Annotated in this window: 4 protein-coding genes; 2 read left to right on the top strand and 2 right to left on the bottom strand. The window is 45.7% G+C overall.

The annotated features are described in order from the left end of the window. Window positions 1-71: 71 nt before the first annotated feature. Window positions 72-8,846, top strand: a complete 8,775-nt coding sequence (locus tag R8N28_RS22960) for a tandem-95 repeat protein (protein WP_318183456.1) — start codon at window positions 72-74, stop codon at window positions 8,844-8,846. 87 nt (window positions 8,847-8,933) lie between these two features. Here the strand turns inward: R8N28_RS22960 and R8N28_RS22955 are convergent, their stop codons facing one another. Both R8N28_RS22955 and R8N28_RS22950 read right to left on the bottom strand, forming a co-directional pair. Further along, a complete protein-coding gene (locus tag R8N28_RS22955; protein WP_005377363.1) occupies window positions 8,934-9,548 on the bottom strand; it encodes an OmpA family protein in 615 nt (204 codons plus the stop codon). Between the two features lie 2 nt (window positions 9,549-9,550). Next, the gene (locus R8N28_RS22950; protein WP_021707835.1) at window positions 9,551-10,864 is read right to left on the bottom strand and encodes a TolC family outer membrane protein; all 1,314 of its coding nucleotides are present in this window, start codon (window positions 10,862-10,864) and stop codon (window positions 9,551-9,553) included. A 389-nt stretch (window positions 10,865-11,253) separates the two neighbouring features. On the opposite strand from R8N28_RS22950, the gene R8N28_RS22945 reads away from it, so the two are divergent. After that, a partial coding sequence (locus R8N28_RS22945; protein ID WP_318183455.1) for a Calx-beta domain-containing protein occupies window positions 11,254-14,351 on the top strand: 3,098 nt, incomplete at its 3' end.

Genomic DNA, 14,351 nt, shown 5'->3' with positions numbered 1-14,351 from the left:
ACGACAACTTCCACGGTACAGACAGCTTCACGTACATCGTTACCTCCGGTGGGGTATCGGAATTCACCACGGTGAACGTCGATGTCACGCCAGTCAACGATGCGCCAGTGGCAAAAGATGATACCGCTGTCACTGGCGAAGACACGCCAGTGACGATTGATGTCCTACCAAACGATACTGACATCGATGGTGATACGTTAAGCATTGATTCGGCGTCTGTGCCGAGTGACCAAGGTACAGTTGAAATTGTTGACGGCAAGTTGGTGTTCACACCGGCTGAGAACTTCCATGGTGACGCTGAAATCACTTACACCGTTAGCGATGGTGCACTGACTGACCAAGCGACGGTCAACGTCACCGTGAATGCGGTGAACGACACGCCTGTGGTTGAAAGTAGCATTGCAGACCAAACCTTGGCGGAAGATTTCACCCCATACAGCATCAATCTGAATACCGCTTTCAGCGATGTGGATAACGTGGATGGCGAGTTAACGTTTAGCGTCTCTGGCAACAGCAACATTCAAGTGGCGATCGTCAATGGGATTGCTACGTTCACTCCAACGGCAGACTGGAACGGCTCAGAAGCATTGACCTTTACGGCTACCGATCCAAGCGGCGAGAGCGTTAGCCAAACGGTGAACTTCACAGTAGCGCCAGTGGCGGATATCGTGGCAGATAAAGCGACGGTTGTGGAAGACACACCAACCATCATTAAGGTCTTAGATAACGACACGTTCGAAGGCGACGACAAAGTGGTGTCGCTGGATACCAATAACGGTCCAGCTAACGGCACGGTCTCGGTCAACCCGGACGGCAGCGTCACTTACACGCCAAACGACAACTTCCACGGTACAGACAGCTTCACGTACATCGTTACCTCCGGTGGGGTATCGGAATTCACCACGGTGAACATCGATGTCACGCCAGTGAACGATGCGCCAGTGGCGACCAATGACAATGCCGTTACTGACGAAGACACGCCAGTGACGATTGATGTCCTGCCAAACGACACCGATATTGATGGCGATAAGTTGTCTATCCAATCGGCGTCTGTACCTGAAGCGCAAGGCACAGTTGAGATTGTTGATGGAAAATTGGTCTTTACACCGGCCGAGAACTTCAATGGTGACGCCGAAATCACTTACACCATCACTGATGGTTCGCTGACTGACCAAGCGAAAGTAGCTGTTACCGTTAACCCAGTAAACGATGCGCCAACGATCAAGGTCGATGCTGTAGAAAGTATCACTGAAGATGCAGTGAATACCGATACGGTAGTGGCAACGTTGGAAGTCGCTGATATCGACACGCCAGAAGAGCAATTAACCGTTTCTTTAGAAAACAACTCAAACGGCTACTTTGCGCTAGTTGGCGATGAAGTCAAACTGACTCAAGCGGGTGTTGACGCGGTTAACAACGACGAACTCAACCTTAAAGACCTAACGATCAGCGCATCAGTATCGGATGGTGTTAATCCAACGGTTAGCGACAGTGATAGTTTGATTGTGAATCGCGTTAACGATGCACCAACAGTCGACAATGTGATTTCAGATCAAGTGTTAGCAGAAGATTTTACGATCTACACGATTGATTTAAACGACGCATTTAAAGACAGCGACTCCGCACTGAACTTCTCAGTGTCCGGCAACAGCAACGTGTTGGTGTCGATTGAAAATGGCATCGCGACCATTAGCCCAACTGCGGACTGGAACGGCTCAGAAACCCTAACCTTTACCGCCACCGATCCAAGCGGTGAAAGCGTTAGCCAAACGGTGAACTTCACAGTGGCGCCTGTGGCAGATATTGAATCTGACCGCGCGACGGTTGTGGAAGACACACCAACCATCATCAAGGTTTTAGGTAACGACACGTTCGAAGGCGACGACAAAGTGGTGTCGCTGGATACCAATAACGGTCCAGCTAACGGCACGGTCTCGGTCAACCCGGACGGCAGCGTCACTTACACGCCAAACGACAACTTCCACGGGGCAGACAGCTTCACCTACATCGTCACCTCCGGTGGTGTCAGTGAATCCACCATTGTTAACGTCGATGTCACGCCAGTAAACGACAAACCTGACAGTGAAGACTTTACGCATGTGGCCGATGATCAGCTTACGCACGTTGTGTTTGATACCGATACGAAGCCTCTGGGTCACGGTGACTCTCAAGATCATATCGCGGATGTTGAAGACGACTTAAAAGGCAACGATCTACATGTCCGAATTACTGAACTGCCAACCTCAGGTACGTTGTTCTTTAAAGATAGTGATGGTGAGTTGCACGAAATTAAAGAAGTAAGCGATACGCTTTATGACAAAGACAGCCTTTACTATGAGGCTGATAATGTGGGTTTCTTATTAGGTATCAAGGATCGCCCAGATACACTAAATAGTTCCGAGTCTACAACAGATTTCAATAATTGGGGGCTAAGTGAGGACGGAGGTCCATCACACTCCCGTACTGAGCATTTAGCAAATGGAGCTTCTATCACCATTTCTTCTGATAGCGGTGAGCTTGCGCAGTACAACCGCCAGGTGTCACACATCGGCAATGGTATCGCTGACAATGATGGGCAGGGTATTGAGAAAGGTGAAACGATTACGATCGATTTGTCTAATAATCCTGTGGGCAGCGTAAACCTTGGCTTAGATGGATTAGGTGGATTGTTTGATTACGGTGATGACAACGCAGCACTTATTACGGTTACATACTTAGATTCAAATAATGTCCAACAGACTCAAACGTTCGAGTTTTTGAAGCCTGAAGGCAACTTCATGCTATTCCAAGAAACAAGCGTTGGTTATGGGAAAGATCTAGCTCTTCCTGAAGGTTCGGTCATTACTCAGTTAGATTTTTCTACGAAAAATGAAGGGAACTGGGAGTTACGTTATGTAGAAGGTGTACCTGCCGAAGACAGCTTTGGATATGTGGCAGTCGACTCTGAAAATGGCGTTAGCGATCCATCTACAGTCAATATCGTTAATGAAATGCTAGATGGTAATATTGCTGAAAATGGGCCAAGCCTGTCTGTGGTCGGTGATAGCGTGACTGAGGGTGACAATGTCACGTTCTCGGTTGTTCTAAATGAAACCACTAGCACTGCCGTTAAGTACCAAGTTGATATGCTTGCTCAAGGTTCTTCAGTTGATAAGAATGACGTAAATCTATCAAATGCAACCTATACAAATGGTGTTGTTTTCTTAGGTGGTTACTTGATTGTTCCTGCAGGTATAAGTAGCTTCGAAATATCGATTCCGACTATTGATGACTTGGTTGTGGAAAGCAGCGAAACGATCGTTCTTGAGATCGGCGGTGAAACGGGGACGGCAACAGTTCTTGATAATGACAGTACAAAACTTAGCGTAGTAGATGCCGGCGATGTCATTGAAGGAACTGACGCAATATTTACCGTTTTACTCTCTAACCCTGTTCAAGAGGCCGTTGTCGTCAATCTGAAGTCAACAACAAATGATAGCTATACTGCGGAAGATGTTGATTTAGGCACTATGGTAGTGACCTATGTGGATACTCATGGTCAAACTCAAACATTAGATATGGCGCCTAATGGAGACGTTACCATACCTCCAGGTGTCGCTGAAATTAAAGTCGCAGTCCCGACCAAACTAGATAATGTCCATGAAGGTGATGAGAGCTTTGGTCTGACGGTTACGGAAATCGGTAGTGTCACCAGTAATGGTATTGCAACTGGTAACGCAAATATTGTGGATTCTGATCCTGCACCTTTAGTTAGTATTAGTGCCGATCAAAACAGCGTAAATGAAGGTGAAACGGCAGGCTTTACGCTGACACTTGATAAAGTTGCAGATGAGAGTGTTACGGTTCATGTCGAATATAGTGGCGTGGCCCAAGATGGAAAAGATTTTGTTGGCGTTCTGAGTGTTGAAGTTCCTGCGGGTCAATCTTCAGCTGCTCTTGACTTACTGACGGTCACCGATGGTATTTATGAGGGCGCAGAATCTTTCACAGTAACCATTAAAGAGGTTGATGGCGCTGATGCGAGCATTGCTTCAAATAACAGCGCAAGTGTTGTGATCGTTGATGCCCAAAGTGCACCGAAAGTGACTATTAGCTCAGATCAATCCTCAGTTGATGAAGGTAGTGATGCAAAATTTATCGTCAACATTGACCAAAAAGCAGATGAAGATGTACTGGTAACATTCACAATCGGAGGGAATGTTGATGACAAAGATTATATTGCTCCAAGTACGTACACAGTCACGATTCCAGCGGGTAAAACGTCGGCGCCGATTGATATAAAAACTCTCGATGATGGTATTTACGAAGATCTTGAAAACCTAACCGTGACTCTAATTGATACGGTTGGTGCAGATTCGACGCTTGCAAGTGACTCGAATGAAGTAACAGTCTCTATTATAGATGCTCAGCACGCTCCAGAGTTTATTTCTGGCGGCGATAGTGCTGGTGACAAACCAAATGATGATGTTTACGACTTCGGGTCAGTTAACGAAAACACGGTGAGTGGGGCCGTTATCGGCACGGTCGTTGCTGAAGATCACGATAATGACGTGCTTGTATACCGCTTTGCAGATGGCTCGAGCACTAATGGTATTTTTGATATCGACCCGACAAGTGGAGAGATTTCATTGAACAAGACAATCGATGATGTTGACTTGGGCGATTATACGCTTCAGGTTGAGGTTATCGATGGAACTGGCGGGATTGATACTGCCGAGGTAAATGTTTCTCTGGTAAATGTGAATGATGCTCCTGAATCTTCGCCTTCAGTGGTTGAGATGAATGAAGATACTCAAGTGATGCTTGATTGGTCATCATTCGGTATTAGCGATGTGGACTCTGATGTATCAGATCTATCCGTCCAAATTACAACGCTTCCTAGCGATGGCTCATTAGAGTACAGAGATTCGCAAGGCGATTGGCAGTCTGTACAAATCGATCAAGTCCTCGATAAATCGCTTTTTGAGGAAAACGGTGTTCGTTTTGTACCTGAATTAAATGAATCAGGCAGTGACAGCTTCGGCGGAAATCAAGTCGGAGATCAGGAATCTAGTTACGCTCAAATTGGTTTTAAACCGACAGATGGGCAGAGCTCTGGTCAAGAGTCGACACTGACAATAGACGTGAACCCTGTAGCTGACAAACCGAACTTAATTGCAGTGACGCCATTAAACTCATTGCCTCAACAAGAGTTTAACGTTACGACATGGAGTAATGTTCAAGTTGGTTCTAGTGATGGTATGGGGGTCAATGGAGAGACTCTAATCTCAGCGATCAACGCTCTTAATGAAGCCGATGGTACTCGATTGAGTTGGGCAAATGTGGAAGATTTAGGGACTCATGCAACCTTGGCAAATGAGGCCGTTCTAGTCACATCTCTTGTTTATCTCGAAGCTGGCTCGAGTTACGACTTTGTCGGTCAAGCCGATGATAGCCTTGCAATTAAGTTGGGTGGTACGTTACTTGATCAAGCTCGTTGGGGGAGCGACAGTGGTGATATTAAGGGAGCTAGCTTTACCCCTTCGGTATCTGGCTTTTATCCAATTGAAATTTATCACCATAACCAAAGTGGTCCGGGTAACTTTAATGTGGATGTATCCATTAATGGACAAGCGCCTGTCAACCTGAGCAATAGTAGTCTTTACGTAGTTAGTGATGAAAGTGCACTAGAAGCAACTGATATCAGAACGTCTGAACTACAAGAAGTTAATGGTGTTGCGTTTTACGAAACATACCAGCTGAACGAAGGGTTACAAGATACAGCGATACCGCTCTCTGAAATTAAAGCAAGCTTAAATGATACAGATGGCTCTGAATCACTTAAAGTCACGCTAACTGGCTTACCTGTAGGTGCGATCCTTTCAGATGGAAATAGTTCTATTACTGTCGCAACTATTGATGAAGAACTGGACGTGACAAGTTGGGCATTAGATGCACTTACTGTGACTCCACCTGCGGGCTCCCATGATGACTTCACTATCAATTTGACTGCAACGAGTACAGAAAGCTCGAATGGTGATTCAGCAGAATCTAACTTGGCGATCAATGTTGTAGTACATGAGAACTTACCGACGGAAACGGAAAGTGATTTGGGCGAAACCATAGAAGACAATACTCTACAAGGGAATGTATTGCTTAATGACTCTGACGGCGACAATATTCTGATGGTAGATCATCTTACTATCGATGGTGCTGATTACGAGGTAGGCGAAAGTGTTTCTTTGACTAGTGGTACGTTACTAGTAAACCGAGATGGTAGTTACATATTTGAACCTGCTGAGCATTGGTCAGGTGACGTTCCATTAATTAGCTATACCACAAATACTGGCGTAACAAATACACTTGATATCAATGTTGTTGCTATCGCAGATGCACCTACGATCACGATCAATGTTGGCGACTTAGTTAAACGAGATGCTATTGATCCAAACCATCACTTAGCTACATCGGCAATAAATAATACCAATACCGAAAATGAGGCTGTCGCAGCCAACCTTGGGTTGGATAATGCAGTACCTAAAATTAATACACACGCTGGTGTTGTGTTGGGAGTCAATACTGACTTAAGTGACACCGACAGCTTGTTTGTTGGGACAGATTTCAACGATGTATTCTATGGTGGCGGTGGCGATGACGTATTTGTTGGCGGTGGTAACAATGATACGTTTTATGGTGATGACGCGACCAGTCTTACTCTGCATGATGGTAAAGATACAGTCTACTTAACAGGGAACTTTGATGACTACAAAATGACCTTCAAAGACGATCATGGAGGTAAAGTTCCATATTGGATTTTATTAGATAGTCGTTCTATCGATTCGGTAAACGATCATACAGGTAGTGATGACCGAGGTGATCATTTATATGAAATTGAACGCGTTGTTTTTGCAGACAAAATTGTTGATTTGAAACCTGATGGCACTTATGAAGTGCTTCAAGATCGCTGGATTTCGGTCGATGTGGATGTTGATCTAGTTGATGTCGATGGAAGTGAGGATTTAGCGCAGACTGCTCTTGTACAAGATCTACCAGACGGTGTTGACGTGTATGTTGATGGGGTCGCAATTAAGCAAGATTCAAATGGAGATTACCCTGTCACTCTTGGTACAGATGGTAAGCTTTCCCTGGATATCAGAGTGCCATTCGATTATGAAGGCAGCTTAGAGTTCCCGCTAAGCGTTACTGCTACGTCTGTTGAAGGATCAAATAATGACGCAGCTTCAACAACTGAATCCGTTGAGCTTACAGCTCGTGACTATGTGTTGGAGTCGGGATCGCATGGGAATGATCAGATAACGGGTAGTGACGATCACGATATTATTGTTGGTGATGTTCAAGGATTGGAGATCATTGCAGGTCAGGACTACAACATCGCATTTGTTCTGGACACTTCAGGGAGCATGGGTAACTGGGTAGGAACTGCGAAGCAAGAAGTGCTAGATGTGTTTGATGAGCTGTTAAGTGCGGTAAATCAAGGAGAGAAGCCAGGGACAGTGAATATTCACCTTAGTGAATTTGCTTCAAGTGCATCAGCGGTGATTTCTGTTGACTTGAGTTCTCTTACAGCAAGAAAAGAGTTTGTAGAAGAGTTGAATCGTGTAATTGATGATGAGGGTTCTGGCGGCACAAACTATGAGGCGGGCTTACAGTCGGCCGTTGAATGGTTCAGCAGTCAACCTAACCCTAATGGCCAAAATATCACGTACTTTGTTACGGATGGTCAACCAAATAGAGCAACATACCTCTATGGTGTAGCACCGAGTGAATTCTCGAAAGTGATTTTGGACGTCGATAATTCTGGCAAGCTTGTTACCCTGCAAGATATTGCGAGTAAAAACAATTACTCATACGGACAAACAGTTACCTACAAAGGTGATGTCGTTATAGATAGTTACGGTAAGGTTTATTCACCGCTAACAGGAAGAATCCTTGGCGATATCGACAGATATTATGGCTCTATCCGTTATTACGATGAAGGGAATAGCTCGACACAAGCTCAACACATGTATCAAGTACTAGCGGCATTGTCCTCTATAGAAGCGATAGGTCTTGGGAGTGGCGTTGATGAACATACACTCAAGCAGTATGACACTGATGGTGTGGTAGAGTCAGATATTGATGTTACTAAGCTTGCTGAAACGATATTGGGTCAAGATGTACCTCTCAAACAAGGTTCAGACACTATTCAAGGAGGTGAAGGTAACGATATCTTGTTAGGTGACTTAATTGAGTTTGGTGGTAATGAACAAGGCTTAAGTGCGATTCAATCACATGTGGCGCAGCAAACGGGTCAGGATGTGTCTACCGTTGACGGCGAAGATATACATGAGTACGTTAGAAATAACTTGGAAGAATTCAACCAAACTCACCAAGGAGATAAATCGGATAATTTATATGGCGGCGCTGGTGATGACTTACTATTTGGTCATGGTGGCAACGACATACTCGTTGGCGGTGAAGGGGATGATATTCTGATTGGTGGTTTAGGTAGTGATACTTTAACAGGGTCAGAAGGGGCGGACATCTTTAAGTGGAGTGAAGTCACTAACGATGTTGATACTGTCACTGACTTCAATAAAAATGAAGACGCTCTAGACTTCTCAGATCTGTTTGACGACTTATCTAAAGATGAAATTGGAGAGCTTCTTAATGATCTTCAATCAGGTGATCATACTGGTGATGTCGGAGAGTATCATGTAGAAGTGGCACCAGACGGGGGATCTGAGGCAAACCTGAGTATTACAAAAGGGAGCTCGACATTGGACATCCATTTTGACGGTGCAAGTGTTGATGATGTGACTCAAAGCTTAATTGCGAGTTTAGAAGCTCAGTACAAAGACATGTAGTAGCGCTAAACTGTAGTCAAATTTAAAATCAAAAAAGGTCTAGCAATTTGCTAGACCTTTTATTTTTACGGTCTGTTTATTGTTGTGCTAGCTTTTTGGAAGTGTTGTGAAAACGGTCCATTCTTTCTTCACTTCACCCTTGTGGCCAATCACTGTTGCGGTTACTCGACGGTTCAATGCGTGACTAACTTGGTCTGTACCTTGTGTTGCAAGTACTGTGTCTCCATAGCCGACAATGGTAACTCTATCTCCACTAATGCCATTCTTCATTAGCTCTTTTCTAACGTTTTCAGCGCGGCGCTTAGATAGGTCAAGATTATGTTCTGCAGTACCAGTGCGACTAGCATAACCTTGAATCTCTATAGACGTGTTCGGGTACTCTTTCAAAAAGTCTGATAGTTCAAGAATTTGTTGCGTAAAGATAGGGTTGATCACATCGGAATCGTTCGCAAATAGTACTCGAATTTGCATTTCTTGTGAGGAGTCAACGTACGAACCACAACCGTCGTTGTCTATTTCGGCACCCAAAGGTGTACCCGGGCACAAATCTCGCTCGTTAATGACTCCGTCAGAGTCATCATCTATATGATCAGCCCACTGATCGGCAATTGGGGTATCTATGTAATCATATTCATCACCACGATCTGATGAACTGCATGCGGAGAGCATTAATGAGAGTGTAATAAAAGCTATGTGTTTCATAATTAATACTCCACTTCTTCTAGCCATTCTTTAGGCATTTCAACCCTTAATGCACTCAACAGTTGCCCAGTTGCGTTCATCACTCGATATTTGGCGTACTGCTCTGCGTATTTAGAATCTAAGTAGTCTTTACGCGCCTCAAAGAGCTCGTTTTCAGTGTTCAATAGATCAAGCAGTGTTCGTTTACCGATGCGATATTGCTTCTCGTAAGCAATTACGGTCTCAGACGCAGAGTCTACATGATCTGATAGAAACTCTTTTTGTTGTAATGTTAAATCAAGCGCACTCCAAGAAAGCCTTAATCCTTCTTCAACATTGCGATAGGCACCTTCACGCAAGTCTTTTGCTTTATTTAGCTGGTAGGCAAAGTTTTCTGAGTTCGCTGCATCACTGCCACCATTGAATAGGTTGTAGCGTAGACGCAGCATGGCAAGTGTCTCATCACTTCGACCTTTTAAACCATCAGCGTCGTCACGCCATGTTTGCGAAGCTTCAATTGAAATGGTTGGGTAATTAACACCTTTAGACTGTTTGTATTGAAACTTAGCCGAGTCTACGTCTGCGAGCGCCACTTGAATAACGGGATGAAGTTCAAATGCCAAGCCTACCGCTTCATCAACCGTGTACGGGATAAAGTTTTGGTCCGCTCTCGGAAAGATTAACCCTTGTGGTGTTTGACCGACTAAACGAGTGAACATCGTGTGAGAGTCATACAGGTTATTTTGAGCAGCAGCTAAGTTTCCGTGTGCTTTTGCCAAACGTGCTTCTACCTGCGTCAAGTCAGCAGTAGAGCCGATACCCGAGTTGACTCGTTTTTTAATGTCATCGTAAATATCTTTATGAACAGCAAGGTTGTTTTCTGAAAGCTTTAGGACTTCATACGCTTTAACAGCGTCCAAGTACACTTTAGTCACTTCAAGTGCCTTATCTGAAGCATCTGCTAAGAGTTGAAATCTAACAGATTCAGCATCAGCTGCGGTTCGATCAATATCATTTAATGTAGCGCTACCATCCCATATTAGTTGGGTCAGTGTCACTGAAGCTTCCTTTCGAGTGTAATCCGTGTCTCCTCGACCAACTTCATCTGACGGGTCTAATCCTTCATATCCAATTCCAGCATCTAGATCAACAGAGGGGAGGTAAGCACCTGATGAAGCTTCATTTATGTACTTCTGGCTCATAAACTCGTTAAATGCACTCTTAATATCGGGGTTATTTTGTAGCGTCTGTGCAACCGCTTGCTCTAGAGTTTGACCGAAAACTGGTGAAGACACTATTAAGCAACAGCAGGCTATATGTACTCGATTCCATCTCACGTTAGTTCTCCTAAAATCATGTCGCTCTTATTCTGTTTCATATTTGAGACGAGAAGTTACAAACAATGAATTTTCTTAGTGCGTATTATCAACTTGTTGATGTTTAAATGTTTAATTCAATAAAAAACAACAATCTTACTCTCTAAACTCTAGCATACGAGGCAAAGCTTGCTTGGTAAGTGGTCGATTTTTTCGTAGAAAACCTTTTTATCTTAAGAGCATAGCGGAAACTGGTTTAAATGAAGGCAAATTCTTCGGTTATTTTCCTTATTACTCTCAAAAAACTAAATCCTCTTGGAATAAAACGAAAAATTCATATTTTGTCTAAACTATAGACGTGTTTAGTGCAGTAACAAGCCTTTAATTAAACTAATACAAGGATGAAGAGCATGGATCGAGTAGCGTTAAGTTCATTGATGAGCAATGTCGTGGTTATAGGGCTTGATGGGAACCTGAGAAGTCTTGAAAGTGGTCAGCTACCTCAGCCTGGTGAATTAATTATTGAGGAAGTTTCTGATACATCAGAATTAATTGTACAACAGGTAACACCGCAAGGTAGTTCAATTAACGTTACTGATGATGTCACTGCGCTAATCGAGGCTATCGCTAGTGGAGAAGACCCTACTGCTCTTGGTGAGGATTTTGAGCCAGCTGCAGGTGAGGAAAGTGGTTCTAGCCCCCAAAATACTGGTGCAATAGATCGTACTGGCGCTGAATTGTTGGCTAGTACGAATTTTGAGACCGTCGGTATTGATGGAATCGGACTATCTACAACTCAAGCACTATCTTTGTTGGATCTTTTCAGAGTAATTAATGGCCCTGTACCACCGACTATCTTAGTTCAAGAAATATCTAGTCCGACTATCAACGAAGGTGACCAAGTTGTATTCGATATTACTCTAAGTCAAACAACTACTGAAGACAACACTGATGTCATTCTTTCTCTCCTTGATGGAACCGCAACAGGCGGCTCAGCTGACGAGAACGGGAGTGACTACGTCAATGAGCGTGTCCTCATAACATTTTCTGATGGTACAACAGAAGAAGTTTCAGTCGGTGAAAGCGGAACCTTTACCATTTCGATCCCACCGGGTGAAAGTGACTTTACGGTCTCTATAGACTCTATTGACGACTCTATATTTGAAGGCCCAGAAACGTTTACGCTCTCTGGCACGACAGAAGAACAAAGCACACCTGTTACTGGGACTGCCACTATTTTAGATGATGGTAGTGGACCTGGCTCAAATCCTGATGATGATCGCCCAGCGGTAACGATGAGTGATGCAGGTACGGTTAATGAGGGTGAGACAGCGAACTTCAAAGTGACGCTGTCGAATGCCTCCGAGTCCACTGTTCAAGTCAAGCTAGGCCTGAACTTAGGTGACACCGAAGTTGGAGACTTAGGCACCTTAGAATACAACACAGGCTCCGGTTGGGTTGCAGTGCCAAGCGATGGCGTAGTAACGGTGCCAGCGGGGCAAACTGAGTTTGATGTGCGCATTGCTTCTATTGATGACGCGGTGTACGAAGGCCCTGAAGATTTCAGTGTGACGGTGACTGGCATTGGCGCAGTGCAAGGCAGCGATACGGGTACGGCGACGATAGTGGATGATGGCAGTGGTCCGGGCCCTGATCCGGATGATGACCGTCCAAGCGTGACTATTTCAGATGCTGGCACCATCAATGAGGGTGACACAGCCAACTTCAAAGTCACCTTATCGAACGCGTCTGAAGCGGAAACGCAGTTGGAACTGGGTCTTAATCTTGGTGATACCGAAGTTGGAGATTTGGGCACCCTAGAATACAACACGGGAAGTGGTTGGGTTGCAGTGCCAAACGATGGCGTGGTGACGGTGCCAGCAGGGCAAACTGAGTTTGATGTGCGCATTGCTTCTATTGATGACGCGGTGTACGAAGGCCCTGAAGATTTCAGTGTGACGGTGACTGGCATTGGCGCAGTGCAAGGCAGCGATACGGGGACGGCAACGATAGTGGATGACGGTACGGGTCCAGGACCTGATCCGGATGATGACCGTCCAAGCGTGACTATTACCGATGCTGGCACCATCAATGAGGGTGAGACAGCCAATTTCAAAGTGACGCTGTCGAACGCCTCCGAGTCCACTGTTCAAGTCGAGCTAGGCCTGAACTTAGGTGACACCGAAGTTGGAGACTTAGGCACCTTAGAATACAACACGGGAAGTGGTTGGGTTGCAGTGCCAAACGATGGCGTGGTGACGGTGCCAGCAGGGCAAACTGAGTTTGATGTGCGCATTGCTTCTATTGATGACGCGGTGTACGAAGGCCCTGAAGATTTCAGCGTGACGGTGACTGGCATTGGCGCAGTGCAAGGCAGCGATACGGGGACGGCGACGATCGTGGACGACGGCAGTGGTCCGGGCCCTGATCCGGATGATGACCGTCCAAGCGTGACTATCTCAGATGCTGGCACCATCAATGAGGGTGAGACAGCGAACTTCAAAGTGACGCTGTCGAATGCCTCCGAGTCCACTGTTCAAGTCGAGCTAGGCCTGAACTTAGGTGACACCGAAGTTGGAGAATTAGGCACCCTAGAATACAACACGGGAAGTGGTTGGGTTGCAGTGCCAAACGATGGCGTAGTAACGGTGCCAGCAGGGCAAACTGAGTTTGATGTGCGCATCGCTTCCATTGATGACGCCGTTTATGAAGGCCCTGAAGATTTCAGTGTGACAGTAACCGGCATTGGCGCAGTACAAGGCAGCGATACGGGGACGGCGACGATCGTGGACGATGGCACTGGGCCAGGCCCTGATCCGGATGATGACCGTCCAAGCGTGACTATTTCAGATGCTGGCACCATTAATGAGGGTGACACAGCGAACTTCAAAGTGACGCTATCGAACGCCTCCGAGTCTACAGTTCAAGTCGAGCTAGGCCTGCACTTAGGTGACACCGAAGTTGGAGACTTAGGCACCTTAGAATACAACACAGGCTCCGGTTGGGTGACAGTGCCAAATGATGGCGTGTTAACGGTGCCAGCTGGGCAAACCGAATTTGATGTGCGTATTGCTTCCATTGATGATGCGGTGTACGAAGGCCCTGAAGATTTCAGTGTGACAGTAACCGGCATTGGCGCAGTACAAGGCAGCGATACGGGGACGGCGACGATCGTGGACGATGGCACTGGGCCAGGCCCTGATCCGGATGATGACCGTCCAAGCGTGACTATTTCAGATGCTGGCACCATTAATGAGGGTGACACAGCGAACTTCAAAGTGACGCTATCGAACGCGTCTGAAGCGGAAACGCAAGTAGAGTTGGGTCTTAATCTCGGCGATACCGAAGCCGGTGACTTAGGCACCTTAGAATACAACACGGGAAGTGGTTGGGTTGCAGTGCCAAACGATGGCGTAGTAACGGTGCCAGCAGGGCAAACTGAGTTTGATGTGCGTATTGCTTCCATTGATGACGCCGTTTATGAAGGCCCAGAAGATTTCAGTGTGAC

Source organism: Vibrio sp. Vb1554 (genome assembly GCF_033344235.1).
Note: the sequence above shows the minus strand (reverse complement) of the source record. Positions and strands in the feature narration are given on the sequence as shown.

Bases quoted from the DNA above. Each gene is read 5' to 3' on its own strand.
- R8N28_RS22955 (WP_005377363.1), bottom strand. From the start codon at position 9,548: ATGAAACACATAGCTTTTATTACACTCTCATTAATGCTCTCCGCATGC.